This is a genomic window from Microbacterium sp. NPDC058269, assembly GCF_042881445.1.
Taxonomy (GTDB): domain Bacteria; phylum Actinomycetota; class Actinomycetes; order Actinomycetales; family Microbacteriaceae; genus Microbacterium.
Map to the genome: position 1 here is coordinate 196,547 of NZ_JBHVXT010000002.1, position 18,952 is coordinate 215,498.

An 18,952-nucleotide genomic window follows, 5' to 3' on the forward strand; every position below is an offset into this window, starting at 1 on the left:
AAGGAAGACGTCATGTCCACTCTTTACACGCTCCCCGAGCTGCCCTACGACTACTCGGCCCTCGAGCCGCACATCTCCGGCAAGATCATGGAGCTGCACCACTCCAAGCACCACCAGGCCTACGTGACGGGGGCGAACACCGCTCTCGAGCAGCTCGCGACGGCCCGCAGCGCCGGTGATCTCGCCAACGTGAACAAGCTCGAGAAGGACCTCGCGTTCAACCTCGGCGGTCACATCAACCACTCGGTGTTCTGGCAGAACCTCTCGCCCGAGGGTGGCGGCGCTCCCGAGGGTGAGCTCGAGGCCGCACTCGTCGACGCATTCGGGTCGATCGATGCCTTCCGTGCGCACTTCACCGCGACCGCACTCGGTGTGCAGGGATCGGGCTGGGCCGTGCTCGCCTGGGACAGCGTGGGCGCCCGCCCCGTGATCTTCCAGCTGTTCGACCAGCAGGGCAACGCGCCGCTCGGGGTCACCCCGCTGCTGCAGCTCGACGTCTGGGAGCACGCCTACTACCTCGACTACCTCAACGTGCGCGCCGACTACGTCAAGGCGTTCTGGAACCTCGTGAACTGGCCCGACGTGCAGCGTCGATTCGAGGCGGCCCGCACCGCGACGAAGGGACTCATCGTCGCGAGCTGATCGGCGACGCCGCGGTTCACGCGAGGGAGAGGAAGAGCTTCTCCAGTTCGGCCATCGACACCCCACCGGTGTCGGTGGCCGCTTCCGTCTCCGACTCGGGGTCGGTCAGGCAGTCCTTCATGGCGGAGGCGATGATCTGGAAGCCCGCCTTGTCGAGCGCGGAGGTGACGGCGGCGAGCTGTGTCACGACCGCTCGGCAGTCGCCTCCGCTCTCGACCGCCGCGATCACGGCTCCGAGTTGTCCCTGGGCGCGCTTGAGGCGGTTGGCGATCCTGCGCTGGGTCTCGGCGTCTGCGGTTGACATGGTCGCTCCCTGAGTGTCGGCTGGGATTCCCACTATACCCCCGGGGGTATAGTGGGTGCACGCATACCCACGGGGGTATCAGTGAGGAGTCGAGAACAATGTGCAGAGCAGTCCGATGCAAGACCTGCGATAAGACGACTTGGGCGGGCTGCGGTCAGCACGTCGATGCCGTGCGGGTCACCGTGCCGGCTTCCGAGTGGTGCTCCGGGCACGCGAAGGAGCAGGGGCAGCGCGGCCTTTTCTCACGGCTGTTCCAGCGATGACCGCCGTCGAGCCGCTCCGCGTCGTCATCGTCGGTGGGGTCGCCGGAGGGATGTCGGCGGCCGCACGCCTGCGCCGTCTCGACGAGCACGCGCAGATCGTGGTCTTCGAGCGCGGACCCGAGGTCTCGTACGCGAACTGCGGCCTGCCCTATTACGTCGGAGGCGTGATCGCCGAGCGGGATTCACTGCTGCTGCAGACGCCCGCGTCACTGCACAGCCGCTTCCGACTCGACGTGCGCGTGCGTCACGATGTCGTGCGTATCGATACCGCGCAGAAACTCGTCGAGGTCGTCGACCGCGAGAGCGGGCGCCGCTTCACTCAGCCCTATGACCGATTGATCCTCGCCACCGGCGCGCGGCCGCGTCGGGACGAGCCGAGCTCGGATATCCCGACGCGCAGCCTGAGGACGGTCGAGGATGCGGATGCGATCGATGCGCTCGTGCGCCCTGGTCTTCCCGTCGTGGTGGTCGGCGGCGGCTACACGGGTCTCGAGGCGGTCGAGAACCTCGTCGCGCGCGGAGCATCCGTGACTCTCGTGCAGCGTGCGCCGCAACTGCTCTCGCCCCTCGACACGGAGATGGCCGCCCCGATCGCTGCCGATATCCGCGCGCACGGCGTCGACGTGCGCCTCGGGGTCGAGGTCGCCGAGGTGGGTCGCGGAAGCGTCGGGCTGAGCGACGGCGCGTCTGTCCCCGCCGAGCTCGTCATCGACGCGTCCGGCGTCGTGCCGGAGACCGCGCTGGCCGAAGCCGCCGGCATCCGGATCGGTGCGACCGGGGGGATCCACGTCGACGAGGCCTACCGTACGAGTGCTCCGGACGTGTTCGCCGTCGGAGACGGCGTAGAGAAGGCCGACCTCGTGGGTGGTGACGCGGCACTGATCACGATGGCGGGACTCGCGAACCGGCATGGGCGGATGGTGGCCGACCTCATCGCCGGTCGTGAGGAGTCCTCGCGTCCTGCACTGGGCACGGGCATCGTCGAGGTTTTCGGCATCGCGGCGGCGAAGGTCGGATGGAGCGAGAAGCAGCTCCGCGCCGCCGGACGGGACTTTTACGTCGTGCATGTGCACCCCGGTTCCCACGCCGGCTATTTCCCTGGTGCCGAGACGCTGTCGATGAAGATGCTCGCCGACCCGCGATCCGACCGCATCCTCGGTGCGCAGATCGTCGGTCGCGACGGCGTCGACAAACGGATCGACGTGGTGGCGACGGCGATGCACGCCGGGCTGACCGCGGCCGAGCTGGCGCACCTCGAACTCGCCTATGCGCCGCAGTTCGGCTCCGCGAAGGATGCGGTGAACATCCTCGGCTACGTTGCGGAGAACACCCGTACCGGCACGACCCCGACGATCCAATGGCATGAGCTCGATGATGCGCGCCGGGCCGGCGCGACTCTCGTCGATGTGCGTTCGTCGTCGGAGTTCGCGGCCGGAGCGATCCCCGGCGCCGTGAACGTGCCACTCGACGAGCTCCGCGACCGGCTCGACGACCTTCCCGAAGGGGCCGTCGTCGTGCATTGCCAGGTCGGATTGCGTGGCCACATCGCGACCCGACTGCTGCGGCAGCACGGTGTCGACGTGCGCAACCTCGACGGCGGCTATCGCACGTGGCGCGACGCCACCCTGCTTCCGGGCTAGACCAGGCGAGCGGTGGTGCCGCGCACGTTCAACTCGTACGGAAGCGCAGACGGGATGTGCACGGCATCCGGGGTGGCGAGCTTCGCCAGAACCGCGTCCGCTGCCCGCTCGCCCTGTCCGAGCGGGAACTGATCGACCGTGGTCAGGCGGAAGAACTCGCCGAGCTCGTGTCCGTCGATGCCGACGATCGACAGTTCCTCGGGCACGCTGAAGCCCAGATCGCGAGCCGCGAGCAGCGCCCCGATGGCCATCTCGTCCGACGCCGCGAACACCGCGGTCGGGCGGGGGCCGGGCCGCCCGAGCAGCTGCTTCGCCGCCCGGTAACCGCCCTCGACCGTGAAGTCGGCAGGTTCGAGGAAGGCGTGATTCAGGGGGATCCCGGCCTTCGCCAGAGCCTTCTCGAAGCCCAGGCGGCGATTGGTCGGGATGTGGAAGTCGATGTCGAACTCCGGGTTGGCCCCGATGTGCGCGATGTCGGTGTGGCCGAGGCTGATCAGGTGCTCCGTGGCCAGCTGGGCGACCGCGACGTCGTCGACCGTCAGCGTGTCGAGCTTGGGGTTCGGGCCGCCGATCGCGATGACGGGAAGCCCGAGGTCGAGCAGGTACTGCGTCTCGTCCTCGTCGAGCTCGATCGACACGGCGATCACGGCGTCCACGCGCTGCCGACGCAGGAAGGTGTCGAACACGTGCCGGCGCACGTCCTTGTCGGCGGTGATGTTGTACAGCGTGATGTCGTAGCCCTCGCGCATGAGCGCGGCGGAGACGCCGGAGAGCACCGTGCTGAAGAACCACCGGTCGAGGAAGGGCACGATCACCCCGACGTTGCGGGTGCGACCAGAGGCCAGGCTCGACGCGCGCGAGGAGACCACGTAGCCGAGTGACTGCGCCGCGGCCTGCACCCTCTCCTTAGCGGACTCGGACACGTGACCGCGTCCGCTCAGTGCGCGCGAGACGGTCGCGGTGGAGACTCCGGCGAGCCGGGCGACCTCATCGATGCTGGCCATGGTTCCCTCTGTCGAAAGGTTCCGGTCGCGATTCCTGTCGTCTCACGTGGGGGTGAGCAACAGGAATCGCGACCGGAAGGGCCTATCAGGCCTGGGTTGCGGTGGTGTACCAGACGGCGGTGTCGACCGGGATCGACGCGCCCTCGAACGGCTGGCTCTGCAGCATCACGAAGGCGTCGGCCGGTAGCTCGATCGGTGCGGTGCCGAGGTTCGCGACCACGTGCACGTCGCCGCGGCGGAAGGCCACCGCGTCGGGGCCGGCGTCTTCCCAGACCAGGGAGCCGCTGCCGAAGCCGTGCTCACGGCGTGCAGCCAGCAGCCGCTTGTACAGCGCGAGGGTCGAGCCGGGGTCGACCTCTTCGACGTCGCGGGCGTAGGCCGCCCAGTCCGCGGGCTGCGGGAGCCACGACAGGCCCGTGTCGTTGAAGCCGAAGGCCGGAGCCTCCGCTTCCCAGGGCAGCGGCACGCGGCATCCGTCGCGTCCGTAGCGCTCGCCGTTCGTGCGGAACCAGGTCGGGTCCTGACGGAACTCGTCCGGGATCTCCATGGCCTCGGGCAGTCCGAGCTCCTCACCCTGGTACAGGTACGACGAACCGGGAAGAGCCAGCATGAGCGTGGTCGCGGCACGGGCGCGAGCGAGGCCGATCGCGGTGTCGGGCTTGCTCGGGGTGTTCGGGCCGATGCCCTCGCCTTGCGGGTTGTCGGCGGTCAGCGCGAGGCGCGAGGCGTGGCGCACGACGTCGTGGTTCGAGAGCACCCAGGTGCTCGGTGCGCCGACGCGGCCGAACTCGTCGAGCGACTCGCGGATGACGTCGCCCAGGGCCTTCGCGTCCCACGGGGTCATCAGGTACGGGAAGTTGAAGGTCTGGTGCATCTCGTCAGGACGCACCCAGAGGGCGGTCTGCGTGAGCGTCGGCATCCAGGCTTCGCCGCACAGGGCACGGTCACCGTCGTACTCGGCGAGCACCTGGTGCCAGTCGCGATAGATGTCGTGCACGCCGTCCTGGCCCCAGTACGGCACGTTCGACTCCCCGCCGCCCATGGAGTCGGCATCGCTCGGGGGCGTGTAGTCGGGCAGACCGTCGGCCTTGATCATGCCGTGGGCGACGTCGACACGGAAGCCGTCGACACCGCGGTCGAGCCAGAAGCGCAGGATGGAGCGGAACTCTTCGCGCACCTCTTCGTTGGTCCAGTCGAAGTCGGGCTGGGTCGCGTCGAAGATGTGCAGGTACCACTGGCCGGGGGTGCCGTCGGCCTCGACGACGCGCTCCCACATGCCGCCGCCGAACACCGATTCCCAGTTGTTCGGCGGAAGCTCGCCGTTCTCGCCCTTGCCGTCGCGGAAGATGTAGCGGGCGCGCTCGGGGCTTCCCGGTGCGGCCTTCAATGCTTCCTGGAACCACACGTGCTGGTCGGACGAGTGGTTCGGGACCAGGTCGACCACCACGCGGATGTTGCGGGCATGGGCGGCCTCGAGCATGTCGTCGAAGTCGGCGAGCGTGCCGAACAGCGGGTCGACGTCGCGGTAGTCGGCCACGTCGTAACCGGCGTCGCGCTGCGGGCTTGTCATGAACGGGCTCAGCCAGATCGCGTCGACGCCGAGCTCCTGCAGCGCGTCGAGCCGGCTGGTGATGCCCGGCAGGTCGCCGATGCCGTCACCCGAGGCATCCGCGAAGGAACGGGGGTAGATCTGGTAGATGACGGCGCTGCGCCACCACTCGGAACCGGGGGCTGCGATCTGCTCAAGCTGTGCCATGGGAACAGGCTAGTGCAAACGCTTACATTCATGCCAGAGCCGGGATCGAATCGGTTCGGCGGACGGGGTCGGGCCTGTGGTCAGTGATGTGCGGCCGTGCCGCACGCGCGGCGGTGCACCCCGGGAGTATGGTGAGGCATCCGATGAGTGGAGGCTGTCATGGTTCCCGAGATCAACTACTGGGCGGTCCTGCTGGCCACCGCGTCGAGCATGCTCGTCGGCTCGGTCTGGTACGCCCCGAAGGTGTTCGGCACGCGTTGGTCGAAGCTCGCGAACGTGGACATGGACCGCCCGGCGGCGACCGCGGCATGGCCGATCATCACCACGGTCATCGTGAGCTTCATCACGGCGTGGGTGCTCGCCGGAGCCTCCTCGATCGCCTGGCACTTCTACGGCGGATCGTACTTCTGGGGTGCGATCGTCACCGCGGTCACATTGTGGGCGGGCTTCACCGCCGCCCGGTTCATCACGCATGACGCGTTCGAGGGGCGCTCGACCCGACTCACCACCCTGAACATCGCTCACGAGCTGGTCACCGTCGTCATCATGGCGCTCATCATCGGAGTCTGGCCGCCGGCTCTGGCGTAGGGGCCGGGGCCCGGAAGTCGCCCCGACCGGGGCCGTCGAATCGGCAGAGATCGGATTCGCCGATCGGCGAGGCATCCCTAGACCTTCGCCGCTTCTGCGGGCGCGACCGAACTGTCAGTGTGATGTCGTGGCCTCCTGGTCGCCCGCGTGCTGCTGACGGGCCGCGGTACTGACCGAGGGGTCTCGATGTCCGGTTCTCCGCGCCGATCCGCGCCATGGGGGATAGCCGCCGCGCTCGTCGCCGCAGCGGTGCTCGTGGGCGCGGCTCCCGCCGCTCTGGGTGCCGCGCGGCCTTCCGACGACCAGGCGCCCGGGGCGAATCCTCTCGATCCCGCCCAGTCCGTCGCGCTGGCATACGAGTTCCTGGATGCGCGCACCGACGAGTTCTGCGATGGAGCCGGCCACTGCCTGCCGCGCAGCTACGAGGGCGGGTTCTTCACCACTCCGAGCTGGGACTTCACGCCCTCGTTCGTCTACGACGACGCGCTCGTCATCATCGCGTACACCGCCCGCGGCCTGCCGGATGACCTCCGCCGCGCGCGGGCGATCGGTGACACGCTCCTCCTCGTTCAGGAGAACGACCCGATCGGCGACGGCCGCACTCGGGCATCTTACGAGCCGCACGGCATCCGTCAGGGGCGGGTGGAGATCACCGGTCCCGGATCTTTCACCGGGAACCAGGCCTGGGTCGGGTTGGCGCTCACTCGTCTCGCCCATGCCACCGGGGATTCGCGATACCTCGACGGCGCGCTGCGCGTGGGGCAGTGGATCCAGGACAACACGGCCGACATGGATCGAGCCCCGTACGGCTACACCGGGGGTCAGCTCGAGGACGGCACGTCGCTGACCTGGAAGTCGACGGAGCACAACAGCGACGTGTCCGGCTTCTTCACGCAGCTGGCACAGCTCACCGGTGATGCGGTGTGGTCCGACCGGGCAGCGGTCGCAGCCGACTTCGTCGCGGCGATGCAGGGCGCAGACGGCCACGTGAACACCGGCACCGGGCTCGACGGCTCGACTGCCAACACTCGTCCCATTCCCCTGGACGCGCAGACGTGGAGTTCACTCGCCACCGGCGACCCACGCTACGGCGCGGCGCTGGACTGGACGCTGGCGAACCTCATCGCGACCGACGGCCCCTACACGGGACCTTCGATCAGCGAGGTCGACGTGTCGAAGGCGTGGTTCGAGGGCAGTGGGCACCTCGCGCTCGCGCTCGAGCTGCGTGACGCACCGGGCGATGCCGACCGTGCGGAGACGCTGCTGAGCAGCATCCGTCTGGCGCAGCGCGATGCCCCGAACGGCGACGGCAAAGGCATCGTCGCGACCTCGAACGACGGCCTCGACTCCGGTTTCGGCGACCTCTACTACGCCAGCCTGCATACGGGCGCGACCGCCTGGTACCTGCTCGCGGCGGTGGGCGACAATCCGTTCACCCTGCCGGTCGACTGACCTGCCGTTCGCCCCTGGGGGTTACGCGGCGACGCGGGCGACCGCGGCGATGGCGCTCGTGAAGAAGTCGAGTCCGTCGACACCGCTGCGCATGGCGGCGGCGGTGTCGGGGCCGAAACCTGCCTCGGTGGCGTGCTCGGGGTGCGGCATGAGGCCGACCACGTTGCCCGACTCGTTGGTGAGGCCTGCGATGTCGCGGAGTGAGCCGTTCGGGTTGACTCCGGCGTAGCGGAAGGCCACGAGACCCTCGCCCTCGATGCGGTCGAGGGTCTGCTCGTCGGCGATGTAGCCGCCGTCGGCGTTCTTGAGCGGGATCACGATCTCCTGGCCGGTGCGGAACGCATTGGTCCACGCGGTGTCGGAGTTCTCGACCGTGAGCTTCTGGTCGCGACGCACGAAGTGCTGGTGGTTGTTGCGGATCAGGCCGCCGGGGAGCAGATGCGCCTCGACGAGCATCTGGAAGCCGTTGCAGATGCCGAGGACGGGCATGCCCTTCGCCGCCGCATCCTTGACCTCGCTCATGATCGGCGAGAGCGCGGCGATCGCGCCGGCGCGCAGGTAGTCGCCGTAGCTGAACCCACCGGGGAGGACGAGGGCGTCGACACCTTCGAGGTCGTGCGAGCCGTGCCACAGGGCGACGGGCTCGGCGCCGGCGATGCGGACGGCGCGCTGCGCGTCGCGGTCGTCGAGCGAGCCGGGGAAGGTGATGACGCCGATGCGGACGGTCACTCCGCGACCTCGATGCCGACGACGTCTTCGATCACGGAGTTGGAGAGCACCTCGTCGGCGATGCGCTTGGCCTCGGCGAGAACCTCGTCGGTGACCTCGCCCTCGACGGTGAGCTCGAAGCGCTTGCCGATGCGGACGTCGGTGAAGCCTTCGATGCCGAGGCGGGCGAAGGCGCCGGAGACGGCCTTCCCCTGCGGGTCGAGCAGTTCGGGCTTGGGCATGACGTCGACGACGATGGTGGGCATGACGGCTCCAAGAGTCGCGGGCGGAGGGGCGGACCCAGTCTACTGCCCCGCCCGAGCCTCTCCCTCGCCGCATCCCCCGCATCCCCCGCATCCCGGCGTCGAGTGCACGGCTAGCTGACGAGTGCACGGCTTACGCGCGCGCGGATGCCGTGCACTCGGCGAGAAGCCGTGCACTCGACGACCGTGGCGTCCTGGGCGCGAAGCGCCCTACGCAGAGTGGAAGACGGTGTGGAGGTCGCCGACTGCTTCGCGGCCGCCGAGGCCGTCGATCTCGAACAGCACCGAGATGCCGACGACGTGGCTGCCGAGGCGTTCGACGAGCTCGCGCCCCGCGGCGAGGGTGCCGCCGGTGGCGAGCACGTCGTCGATGAGCAGCACGCGGGAGCCCGCGGGCAGGTCGTCGTGCATCTCGATCGTCGCGGTGCCGTATTCCAGGGCGTAGTCGACGGATGCCGCGGGCCGGGGCAGCTTGCCCGCCTTGCGGATCGGGATGAGGCCGACACCTGCGGCGATGGCGGCGGCGCTGGCGAGGATGAACCCGCGCGCCTCGACGCCCGCGATCACGTCGAACTGGCCCGCGAAGGGCTCGATGATCGCCTCGGTCGTGACCCGGAGTGCTTCGGCGTCGGCGAGGAGCGGCGTGATGTCGCGGAAGATGATGCCCGGCTGCGGGTAGTCTGGCACGTTGCGGATCAGGGCTTCGGCGCGGACGAGGGCGGGGGAGAGCGTGGCTTCGGGCACCGAGCAAGGCTACCCCTCCGTGCGCAACTCAGGAGAAACGCGACCGTTTCATTGAAAGTGGGCCTGTGGCGGCAGGAACCGCGTGTTCTTCCTGAGTTGTGAACGGCTCCGAGCCCGCACCGGTCCGCTTGACACTGTGGGAGCGCTCCCATAGAGTGACTCCTCAGCGCGTGGGAGCGCTCCCACACGCGTCCCGAAGCACTACACACACCGCACGACCACCACAAAGGAGTGAACCGTGAACACACGTGCCCGCAACCGGATCCTCGTGACTGCCGCCGTGGCATCCGTCTCCGCCCTCGCCCTCGCCGGCTGCTCCGGCAGCACCGGCGATGCTGCGGAAGGAAGCGCCGACGAGGAGGTCACGCTGACCGTCACCACCTTCGGCACCTTCGGCTACGAAGATCTCTACAAGGAGTATGAGAAGGCGCATCCGAACGTCAAGATCGAGGCGACCAACATCGACACCGGTGGCAACGCCCGCACCGATGCCTTCACCAAGATCGCCGCCGGCTCCGGCCTCAGCGACGTCGTCGCGATCGAGGAAGGGTGGCTCGGCGCGATCATGGATGTCTCCGACACCTTCGTCGACCTGCGCGACTACGGCATCGAGGACCGCAAGGACGACTGGGTCGACTGGAAGTACGGCCAGGCGACCGATGCCGAAGGCCGCGTCATCGGCTACGGCACCGACATCGGCCCGAGCGGTATCTGCTACAACGGGGCCGCATTCGAGGCTGCCGGTCTCCCGAGCGACCGCGAGTCCGTCGCCGAGCTGCTGAACGGCGACTGGGAGAACTACTTCCAGGTGGGTGCCGACTACACCGCGAAGACGGGCAAGGCCTGGTACGACCACTCCGGCTTCGTCTGGAACGCCATGGTCAACCAGCTCGATGAGGGGTACTACACGACCGACGGCGAGCTGAACGTCGAGGACAACGCCGAGCTCAAGGAGCGCTTCGAGCTGTTGGGCGCCGCGACCGAAGGCGGCCAGTCTGCCGCGCAGACGGCGTGGGACTGGAACGGCGGCAAGTCGTTCGTCGACGGCACATTCGCGACCTTCGTGTGCCCGGGCTGGATGCTCGGCGTCGTGCAGGGTCAGGTCGAGGCCGGTGGCGGTGACGCATCGACCGGATGGGACTTCGCCGACGTGTTCCCCGGAGGCGCGGCCAACTGGGGTGGAGCATTCCTGTCGATCCCGGAGTCGTCGCAGCACAAGAAGGCGGCCGCCGAGCTCGCCGACTGGCTGACGCAGCCCGAGCAGCAGGTGAAGCAGTCCGCAGCTGCCGGCAACTTCCCCTCCACGATCAAGGCGCAGGAGACGCTCGCCTCCGATGCGACGCCGAACGCCTTCTTCAACGATGCTCCGACCGGTGCGATCCTCGCCGAGCGCGCCAAGGGTGTCGTCGCCCAGTTCAAGGGTGCCGATGACTCGGTCATCCAGGAGAACGTCTTCGGTCCGGCGCTCAGCAGTCTCGACCGTCGCGAGACCGACACGCAGGGCGCCTGGGACCAGGCCATCGGTCTGTTGAACGACCTCGTCGGCTGACATCCCTTCCGGTCGCAGTTCCTGTCGCCTCCACTCCACGGCGGCGGCAGGAACTGCGACCGGAAACCCTCGGAACACCGGGACAAGGACACCCCATGACTCTCACCGCCCCGCCGGCGGAGCAGCAGCGCGCCGCCTCCACTATTTCGGATGCTCCGCCGAAGCGCTCCTGGCGCCACCGCGTCTCACGGTTCGACCAGAACGCCTCGCCGTACTTCTACATCTCGCCGTTCTTCCTGCTGTTCGGACTGGTCGGCTTGTTCCCACTGCTCTACACGGTGTGGGTGGCCGTGCACGAGTGGGACCTGCTCGAGGGCGAGGGCGAGTTCGTCGGTGTCGGCAACTTCGTCGAGATCCTCGGCGATGCGATGTTCTGGAACTCGATCGGCAACACCCTGAGCATCTTCCTGCTCTCCGCGATCCCGCAGCTGGCCGTGGCCCTCGTGATCGCGTACCTCCTCGACCGCGGACTGCGGGCTCCGACCTTCTGGCGCATGAGCGTGCTCATCCCGTTCGTGGTCACCCCGGTCGCCGTCGCCATCATCTTCTCGAGCATCTTCAACGAGGCCGACGGCCTGGCCAACAACCTGCTCAACCTGGTCGGCATCGCCGACCAGGAATGGAAGCACAACACCGCGCTGTCGCACATCGCGATCGCGGTCATGGTGAACTTCCGCTGGACCGGTTACAACGCCCTCATCCTGCTGGCGGCGATGCAGGCCGTGCCGCGCGACCTGTACGAGTCCGCCGCGCTCGACGGGGCAGGGGCTGCACGCCGCTTCTTCTCGATCACGATCCCCACGATCCGCCCCACCCTGATCTTCGTCATCATCACCGCGACGATCGGCGGGCTGCAGGTCTTCGCCGAGCCGCGCCTGTTCGACGTGTCGACGGCCGGCGGGATCGGCGGCAGCGACCGGCAGTTCCAGACGACGGTGCTGTTCCTGTGGGAGCTCGCGTTCTTCCGCCGCAACCTCGGTGAAGCGTCCGCCGTCGCCATCCTGCTGTTCCTGCTGATCGTCGGCATCGGCGTGATCAACTTCCTGATCTCCCGGCGGATCTCCACCGGAGAGGCACCGAAGAACCGCGCCGCCCGTCGCCGGGCGCGCACCGCCGCCACGGCGGCGACCGCAGCCGCCGCCGGAGCGACGATCGCCACCACGACCGAGGAGAACGCGCGATGACCGCCACCCAGGCGCTGAGCGTCCCCGAGAAGATCCGCCGTCGCCGGAGCACATCGTCCGGCACCGCCGGTATCGGCAGCCGCCCCGGCTTCCTCACCTACGGGCTCCTGGCCGCGTTCATCATCGGCAGCGTGTATCCGCTGTGGTGGTCGGTCGTGGTCGCGAGCGGCACGAACGCGACGCGCGGTGAGACGCTCCCGCTGATCCCGGGCGGCAACTTCTTCGCGAACGCGGCCCAGGTGTTCGATGCGATCCCGTTCTGGCTCGCTCTCGGCAACTCGTTCCTCATCTCGGGCATCATCACCCTCTCGGTGGTCACGTTCTCGACGCTCGCCGGATACGCCTTCGCGAAGCTGCGCTTCAAGGGCCGCGACGGGCTCATGATCTTCGTCATCGCGACCATGGCGATCCCGACGCAGTTGGGCATCATCCCGCTGTTCATGCTGATGCGCGAGCTCGGCTGGACGGGCTCGATCGGCGCCGTCATCGTGCCGACTCTCGTCACCGCGTTCGGCGTCTTCTTCATGCGGCAGTACCTGGTCGATGTGATCCCCGACGAGCTGATCGAGGCCGCGCGCATGGACGGCGCGAACCAGTTCCGCACCTTCCTGACCGTCGGGCTCCCCGCAGCACGGCCGGCCATGGCGATCCTCGGACTCTTCACCTTCATGACCGCGTGGACCGACTACCTCTGGCCGCTCATCGTGCTCTCCCCGCAGAACCCGACCCTGCAGACGGCGCTCAGCCAGCTCCAGTCGGGCTATTACATCGACTACTCGATCGTGCTCGCCGGCGCGGTGCTCGCGACCCTTCCGCTGCTCGTGCTCTTCGTGGTCGCCGGGCGCCAGCTGGTCAGTGGCATCATGGCGGGCGCGGTGAAAGGATGACCCCTATGACCCGCTCCTTCCCCGAGAACTTCCTGTTCGGCGCCGCGACCGCCGCGTACCAGATCGAGGGGGCCGCGTTCGAGGATGGGCGCACCGCATCCATCTGGGACGCGTTCTCGCGTGAGCCGGGTGCCGTGATCGGAGCCGAGAACGGCGACGTCGCGTGCGATCACTACCATCGCTACCCGCAGGACGTCGCTCTCATGAAGCAGCTCGGCCTGCAGACGTATCGGTTCTCGACGTCGTGGTCGCGGGTGCGTCCGGACGGCGGAGCCGTCAACGCGGCGGGAGTCGACTTCTACGAGCGCCTGGTCGACGAGCTGCTCGCCGCCGACATCCTGCCGTGGCTGACGCTGTACCACTGGGACATGCCCCAGGCGCTGCAGGATGCCGGTGGCTGGACGAACCGCGACACGGTCGACCGCTTCCTCGAGTACGCGGGCACCATGCACGACGCGCTCGGCGACCGCGTGAACGTGTGGACCACGCTGAACGAGCCGTGGTGCTCGTCGTTCCTCTCCTATACGGCGGGTGAGCACGCGCCGGGGCACACGAGCATCGCCGAAGGCCTGCTCGCCTCGCACCATCTGCTGCTCGCGCACGGCAAGACGGTGCAGGAGTTCCGCCGACGTGATGCGTCGCTCAACCTCGGCATCACCCTGAATCACACGGTCGCCGACCCCGCCGACCCGCAGAATCCAGCCGACGTCGATGCCGCTCGTCGCGTGGACGGGCAGTTCAACCGCTGGTTCCTCGATCCGATCTACCGGGGCAGCTACCCGGCCGACATCGTCGAAGACATCCGCGCGGTGGACGCCGATGGCGTCGCGCGATTCGAGGCGGCCGTCTACCCCGGCGACCTCGAGACCATCGCGCAGCACATCGACACGCAGGGCGTGAACTACTACCACGGCGACCTCGTCTCCGGCACGGCCCCGGTCGACCAGCCGGTCTCCGCGGAGCCCGAGACCGAGCGCGTGCGGCGCAGCCCGTATCCGTCGAGTGACGGCATCCACGCGGTCGAGCGGGGGCTGCGCCGCACCGCGCAGAACTGGGAGGTGCAACCAGAGGGGCTCACCCGCGTGCTGCAGCGGATCTGGACCGAGTACGCCGAACCTGCAGGCACCGTGCTCTACATGACCGAGAACGGTGCGGCCTACGACGACGTCGTGGTGGTCGAAGGCGGCGAGACGCGCGTGCACGACCTCGACCGCACCGAGTTCCTGCGGTTGCACCTGGGCGCCGTGCTCGATGCGGCGGAAGCGGGCGTCGATGTGCGCGGCTACTTCTACTGGTCGCTGTTCGACAACTTCGAATGGGCGTGGGGCTACGACAAGCGCTTCGGCATCGTGCGCGTCGACTACGACACCCAGGAGCGCACGCTCAAGGACTCCGGCCGGGAGTACGCCCGCATCATCGGTGCCCGCGCGCTCTGATCCGAGCGTCGGGGATAGTCTGGCCGCATGACGCGTGTGTGGCTCACGCCGTGGGAATGGGCGTGCTGCGGAGAACCGTTCGAGATCGGCGACGAGGTCGACTTCGGCATCCGGTCGCGTGATCCGGAGGTCCTGGTCGACGAGTTGGGCGCGGAGCTGACCGGCACCGTCGATGCACTGGAGTCGCACCACGAAGAGGAGTACGCGGATCGGGTTCGCGGCAGAGTCGTCGCGGTGCATGAGGCCAGTCGGGAAGTTGTCGAGCGCAGGTTCGAGCACTTCGTGGACCCGTTCGCCCGGGCCCGACCGTCCGGCAGGATGCGGCTTCCGGATGGCGTGTCCGCGGGGGCGAGGTTCTCGCGGCAAGGGTCCAGCATCGAACGGGTGCCCGGCACGACCCGACTGTCGTCCGTCGGAGGAATCCCGGTCGCGGCCGTCGAGCATCACGGGCCGTCCGCCCGACCCGCTGATGCCGAGGAGTCGCCGGCAGAGGAGCGCCGCCGCCAACGGGTCGGCTGGCTCGTCGACATCGAGGAGACACCGCCCGCCCCTCGAATCGCGTGAATGGTCGTATCCGGGGCCGAGATGCGACCATTTGCGCGACTCGGAGCGCGAGCGTCGGCGCAGAGTGAGCGGACCGGTGAGAATAGGGCGATGGAAGAGTGCGTACGTTGATGTCGCCCCGAGCGACCATCGAAGAGGTGGCCTCCGCCGCCGGTGTCTCCCGATCGACCGTCTCGCGGGTTGTGAACGGGTCGACGGCCGTGAGCCCGGAGGCACTCGCTGCGGTGCGCGCCGCGATCGACGAGCTCAACTACGTGCCCAACCGTGCGGCACGCTCCCTGGCCTCACGGCAGACGCACGCGATCGCCCTGATCGTGCCCGAGGACACCACCCGCTTCTTCGGCGACCCCTTCTTCGCAGCCATCGTCGCGGGCATCACGGGGGCGCTCGGCGGTTCGGACTACCTGCTCAACCTGCTCATCGCGAGCGATGATCCCGGCGACAAGATGACCAGCTTCGTGCGCAACGGCGGTGTCGACGGCGCGCTGATCGTGTCGCATCACACGAGTGACGCCTTCGTCGACCGGATAGCCGATGCCGTGCCGGTCGTCTTCGGCGGTCGCCCCGTGCGCCGGCGCGAGGGCGACTATGTCGTCGACGTCGACAACGTGGCAGGGGCCAAGAACGCCACACGTCGTCTGATCGACATCGGCCGCACGCAGATCGCCACGATCTCGGGTCCGCTCACGATGGTCGCCTCGGAAGACCGCGTGCAGGGGTTCCGGTCCGCTCTCGCGGATGCCGGACTCACCCCGTATGCGGAGGAGGAGGGCGACTACAGCGAGGCCAGCGGAGCGGAGGCCGCCAGGCGCCTGCTCGACGGCGGACGGCCGGATGCGATCTTCGTCGCGAGCGACCTGATGGCCCGTGGCGCGCTGACCGCCCTGCGTTCGGCGGGCGTGCGCGTCCCGGAGGACATCGCCCTGGTCGGCTTCGACGACTCGTCCGTCGCCGTCACGACCGATCCGCAGCTGACCACGATGCGCCAGCCGATGTACGCCCAGGGCGAGGCCATGGCGCGGGTTCTGCTCTCGCGTCTCGCGGGCGAAGAGCCGCCGACCACGACGATCCTGCCGACGGAGCTGGTGATCCGGGCCTCCGCCTGAGCGGAGTCTTCGACGGGATGAACACGGCTGTGGCCCTGGCGCCCCCTCCGGGCCAGGCCCACAGCCGTGGGTCTTGAGGCTCAGCCGACCAAAGAGCTGAGCAGATCACCGCCGAACAGGGAGAAGGCGGTGACGCCGGCGGACAACAGCAGCACCGCGGCCGTGCCCGCCACCGCGAAGACGGAGATCCCCCGGCCGCCCAGACGCTGGCCGCGCAGGCCCACCGCGACGCCCGCTCTGGCGGCGATGGCTCCTGCCTTCTCGTCGCCGTACAACTCGGTACGTGCGGCGAAGCGACGGTGGAACTCCTCGGCCAGCACGAGAGCGGCCGCCATGGTCTCGGCGCGGTCGAATCGCGTGCGTGCGGGGAGGTACACGTAGAGCCGGTCGGAGACGAGCTCGATCTCGGCACCCGATCCGAGGTCCAGAACGCGGGCCATGAGATCCGGGGTGAAGATGTAGAGCGCGTCCTGCTGGTAGCCCTCCGGCACGATGAGGCGGAAGGTCCTCGCGAAATCTCCCTCCAGGTCCATCCGCGCGGCGCCGCGGCCGAGCCCGAGCGTCGGAATGATGCTGCGCGTGCGGTTCGCGAGCACGATGTGCGGCACGGATGCCGGCAGCGGCAGTTCGATGAAGGCGAACGGCCGCTGGATCGTGGCGCGCTCCTGTCCGTGGGCGACCGAATGGTGCATGCCCAGCTCGAACGGCATCCGCTCGTCGTCGCAGGCGATGACCGCACGCTCGCGTCCGTGCACGACCCGCGCGAAAGCGGCGCCGGGGCGGCGGGTGCGATCGAGCGCGTCGGCGTATGACCATCCGTTCTGCCAGGCGAAGGCAGCGACCTTCACCCGCCGGCTCAGTCCCACGGCCCACCAGACGAAGCCGACGGCGGCGAGCACGGTGTATCCGATCACGAACACCCCGAGGACCGGCGCGACCGTGAGGATGTCGCTGCGTCCGAGGAACCACAGCCCCGTCAGCATCGCGGCGGCGAACAGCAGCACGGCCACCAGGATCACCAGGAACCGGCGATGCGGAGGCATCCCGCAGATGCGTTCGTACGTGAGGATGTCGCGGAGTCCGGCGCTTCGTCGCAGCGGTTCGAGGTCTACGGCTACAGGCTCCACGACAGTGTCGCCCACGGACCGTTGCGCTTCTCGGTCGCAGCGGCCTGGAAGTCGGACCAGCCGTCTCCGAACTTCTCGAACGCTTTCTCGTCGACGTTGCCGTCCGACCAGTGCATGACGCGACCCACGATGTAGCTCAGACCGAAGTCGGCCCACGACTCGAACGCCGGGCGCCCCTCGACGTTGATGCGGTGGATGATCGCCCGTGCTTCGGCGACGTCACCGTGTCCCAGCGCGACGCCCCAGGTCGTCATGGCCACGGCCTGACCGATCCCGTAGCCGTCGAGGGTCTTCACGAAGAGGCCGGGGGTGACGATGTCCTTCCCCACGCGCTTGCGCACCTCGGACTCGGAGTACTCGATCGAGGTGACGAAGGTGCGCGCGTCGCGCTTGTCCCCGCCCTCCTGCACGATCGCGGCGAGCCACTCCTTGGCCTTCGGCGCCCGGCCGAGACGCTCGGCGAGCTCGGTGCGGACGGCGAGGTAGAGCATCCACACCTCGCGGCGGCGACGCACGGTGCTGAGGCGTTCGACGTTGGCGAGCCACTCGTCGCGCGTGTGCACGCCCCACTGGTCGATGAGGACCTTCTTCTCGCGGTCGCCGAGGAGCGAGGCGGTCGGATCGTTCCAGTACCCGGAGGGGAGGTTCACGATCTGCAGGAAGCCGAGGGCGATCTCATCGGCCTCGACGCCGGTCGTGGGATGATCCGGCGAAGCCTTGACCTTCGCCGCGGGCAGGATCCAGATCACGAGGAAGAACAGCACCACGACGCCGACGATCGCCCATGCCCACCACTGGCTGACGAGCCACTCGAAGATCGAGGTGATGCTGTTGAAGTCGACGCTCGCGAGAGAGTGCATGGTGGTGCTCCTGGGAGGGGTGAATCCGTGTCGGTTCATAGATTGAACGAACATTCAGTGAGTAATCTATACGGCAGGGGGGCGATTTCGAAAGACAGACCGGCGGGACTCAGGAGGTGGATGCCGCGTGGCGCGCTCCGACGAGCAGAACCGGCTGGCCCGAGAACGTGCCAGGGAGAACATCCTGCAGGCGGCGATCGAGGCCTTCAGCGAACGCGGTGTCGCAGGGGCGAGCATCGCCGAGATCACGAAGCGCGCCGGAGTCGCCCAGGGGCTCGTGAACTACCACTTCGGCGGTAAGGAACAGCTCGTCGCCGCCGTGATCGATCGCTGGTTCGAGACCGTGCTCGGCTTCGCCCGCGTCGAGGGCACGCCCGACGAGATGCTCGCCGCCGTGATCGATGGTGCCCTCACCGCGACCGCCTATGCCATACCCCTGCAGCGGGCCGTGCTGGCGATGCAGCAGCAGCCGGCCACGCACCGGCTCTTCGCGGAATCGGAGGCGCGGCATGAAGCCGGGGCCACCGCGGCGGAAGATGCGGTTCGCGACCTGTTCCGCGCGCGCGGGGCGGATGACCCGGCGCTCGAAGAGGTGATGCTCCGCAGCACGATCGAGGGCGTCTTCGTGAAGTCGGCCCTCTTCGGCGACACCTATCCGCTCGAGGAGGCTCGGCGCTGGATGTTCCGGCGCTACGGGCTACCCGAGCCGACGACATCGATCGCGCCGCCGGCTCCGCTCCGCGACGGCGAACCGCGGCCGAGGGCGACGGCGGCGCTGCGGTCGGGTGGACAGGACCCGGGTGGCGCCTCCTGACGAGTCGAATGAACGCGGGGCCCGGTCGAGAACGACCGGGCCCCGCTGATTCCGTCAGCGC

General features: G+C 68.6%; 19 protein-coding genes. 11 read left to right on the forward strand and 8 right to left on the reverse strand.

The window, feature by feature from the left end; genetic code table 11:
- Positions 1 to 12: 12 nt before the first annotated feature.
- Positions 13 to 642, forward strand: a complete 630-nt coding sequence (locus tag ACFVWL_RS09180; protein WP_046746808.1) for a superoxide dismutase — start codon at positions 13 to 15, stop codon at positions 640 to 642.
- 16 nt (positions 643 to 658) lie between these two features.
- On the opposite strand, the gene ACFVWL_RS09185 is transcribed toward ACFVWL_RS09180, so the two are convergent.
- Positions 659 to 946: a metal-sensitive transcriptional regulator gene (locus ACFVWL_RS09185; protein WP_387181437.1), complete on the reverse strand. Its 288-nt coding sequence runs from the start codon at positions 944 to 946 to the stop codon at positions 659 to 661.
- 259 nt (positions 947 to 1,205) lie between these two features.
- On the opposite strand from ACFVWL_RS09185, the gene ACFVWL_RS09190 reads away from it, so the two are divergent.
- Positions 1,206 to 2,849, forward strand: coding sequence for an FAD-dependent oxidoreductase (locus tag ACFVWL_RS09190; protein ID WP_387181440.1), 1,644 nt, complete (start codon positions 1,206 to 1,208; stop codon positions 2,847 to 2,849).
- Here the strand turns inward: ACFVWL_RS09190 and ACFVWL_RS09195 are convergent.
- Both ACFVWL_RS09195 and ACFVWL_RS09200 read right to left on the reverse strand, forming a co-directional pair.
- Positions 2,846 to 3,853, reverse strand: coding sequence for a LacI family DNA-binding transcriptional regulator (locus ACFVWL_RS09195; RefSeq protein ID WP_387181443.1), 1,008 nt, complete (start codon positions 3,851 to 3,853; stop codon positions 2,846 to 2,848). The genes ACFVWL_RS09190 and ACFVWL_RS09195 overlap by 4 nt on opposite strands.
- 85 nt (positions 3,854 to 3,938) lie before the next feature.
- Positions 3,939 to 5,609 carry a glycoside hydrolase family 13 protein gene (locus ACFVWL_RS09200; protein WP_387181444.1) on the reverse strand — a complete coding sequence of 557 codons (1,671 nt, stop codon included), beginning with the start codon at positions 5,607 to 5,609 and terminating at the stop codon, positions 3,939 to 3,941.
- A 159-nt stretch (positions 5,610 to 5,768) separates the two neighbouring features.
- Between ACFVWL_RS09200 and ACFVWL_RS09205 the strand changes: the two genes are divergently transcribed.
- Together ACFVWL_RS09205 and ACFVWL_RS09210 are read left to right on the forward strand one after the other, a co-directional pair.
- Positions 5,769 to 6,197: a DUF1761 domain-containing protein gene (locus ACFVWL_RS09205; protein ID WP_387181446.1), complete on the forward strand. Its 429-nt coding sequence runs from the start codon at positions 5,769 to 5,771 to the stop codon at positions 6,195 to 6,197.
- Positions 6,198 to 6,383: 186 nt separating this feature from the next.
- Positions 6,384 to 7,649 (forward strand): hypothetical protein, encoded by a 1,266-nt coding sequence (locus ACFVWL_RS09210; protein WP_387181448.1) that lies wholly within the window; start codon positions 6,384 to 6,386, stop codon positions 7,647 to 7,649.
- A 21-nt stretch (positions 7,650 to 7,670) separates the two neighbouring features.
- Here ACFVWL_RS09210 and purQ read toward each other — a convergent pair whose 3' ends face one another.
- From purQ to ACFVWL_RS09225, 3 genes are all read right to left on the reverse strand, one after another.
- Positions 7,671 to 8,378, reverse strand: a complete 708-nt coding sequence (gene purQ / locus ACFVWL_RS09215; RefSeq protein ID WP_387181451.1) for a phosphoribosylformylglycinamidine synthase subunit PurQ — start codon at positions 8,376 to 8,378, stop codon at positions 7,671 to 7,673.
- Positions 8,375 to 8,623, reverse strand: a complete 249-nt coding sequence (gene purS, locus ACFVWL_RS09220) for a phosphoribosylformylglycinamidine synthase subunit PurS (protein ID WP_387181453.1) — start codon at positions 8,621 to 8,623, stop codon at positions 8,375 to 8,377. The genes purQ and purS overlap by 4 nt, the downstream gene beginning before the upstream one ends.
- A gap of 207 nt (positions 8,624 to 8,830) precedes the next feature.
- Positions 8,831 to 9,364: an adenine phosphoribosyltransferase gene (locus ACFVWL_RS09225; protein WP_387181455.1), complete on the reverse strand. Its 534-nt coding sequence runs from the start codon at positions 9,362 to 9,364 to the stop codon at positions 8,831 to 8,833.
- 238 nt (positions 9,365 to 9,602) lie between these two features.
- Here ACFVWL_RS09225 and ACFVWL_RS09230 point away from each other — a divergent pair, with 238 nt between their 5' ends.
- From ACFVWL_RS09230 to ACFVWL_RS09255, 6 genes are all read left to right on the forward strand, one after another.
- Positions 9,603 to 10,913: an ABC transporter substrate-binding protein gene (locus ACFVWL_RS09230; protein WP_387181458.1), complete on the forward strand. Its 1,311-nt coding sequence runs from the start codon at positions 9,603 to 9,605 to the stop codon at positions 10,911 to 10,913.
- Between the two features lie 95 nt (positions 10,914 to 11,008).
- The gene (locus ACFVWL_RS09235; protein WP_387181461.1) at positions 11,009 to 12,097 is read left to right on the forward strand and encodes a carbohydrate ABC transporter permease; all 1,089 of its coding nucleotides are present in this window, start codon (positions 11,009 to 11,011) and stop codon (positions 12,095 to 12,097) included.
- Positions 12,094 to 12,984 (forward strand): carbohydrate ABC transporter permease, encoded by an 891-nt coding sequence (locus ACFVWL_RS09240; protein WP_387181464.1) that lies wholly within the window; start codon positions 12,094 to 12,096, stop codon positions 12,982 to 12,984. Before ACFVWL_RS09235 ends, ACFVWL_RS09240 begins: the two co-directional genes overlap by 4 nt.
- A 5-nt stretch (positions 12,985 to 12,989) precedes the next feature.
- Positions 12,990 to 14,420, forward strand: coding sequence for a GH1 family beta-glucosidase (locus ACFVWL_RS09245; RefSeq protein ID WP_387181467.1), 1,431 nt, complete (start codon positions 12,990 to 12,992; stop codon positions 14,418 to 14,420).
- Between the two features lie 27 nt (positions 14,421 to 14,447).
- A complete protein-coding gene (locus ACFVWL_RS09250) occupies positions 14,448 to 14,984 on the forward strand; it encodes a DUF6578 domain-containing protein (RefSeq protein ID WP_387181470.1) in 537 nt (178 codons plus the stop codon).
- Positions 14,985 to 15,094: 110 nt separating this feature from the next.
- Positions 15,095 to 16,090: a LacI family DNA-binding transcriptional regulator gene (locus ACFVWL_RS09255; protein WP_387183580.1), complete on the forward strand. Its 996-nt coding sequence runs from the start codon at positions 15,095 to 15,097 to the stop codon at positions 16,088 to 16,090.
- A gap of 80 nt (positions 16,091 to 16,170) precedes the next feature.
- Here ACFVWL_RS09255 and ACFVWL_RS09260 read toward each other — a convergent pair whose 3' ends face one another.
- Both ACFVWL_RS09260 and ACFVWL_RS09265 read right to left on the reverse strand, forming a co-directional pair.
- Positions 16,171 to 17,232, reverse strand: coding sequence for a hypothetical protein (locus ACFVWL_RS09260; RefSeq protein WP_387181473.1), 1,062 nt, complete (start codon positions 17,230 to 17,232; stop codon positions 16,171 to 16,173).
- On the reverse strand, positions 17,205 to 18,077 hold the full coding sequence (locus ACFVWL_RS09265; protein WP_387181474.1) for a DUF1266 domain-containing protein: 873 nt from the start codon (positions 18,075 to 18,077) through the stop codon (positions 17,205 to 17,207). The genes ACFVWL_RS09260 and ACFVWL_RS09265 overlap by 28 nt, the downstream gene beginning before the upstream one ends.
- Before the next feature lie 127 nt (positions 18,078 to 18,204).
- Between ACFVWL_RS09265 and ACFVWL_RS09270 the strand changes: the two genes are divergently transcribed.
- A complete protein-coding gene (locus ACFVWL_RS09270) occupies positions 18,205 to 18,891 on the forward strand; it encodes a TetR/AcrR family transcriptional regulator (RefSeq protein ID WP_387181476.1) in 687 nt (228 codons plus the stop codon).
- Positions 18,892 to 18,952: the final 61 nt, after the last annotated feature.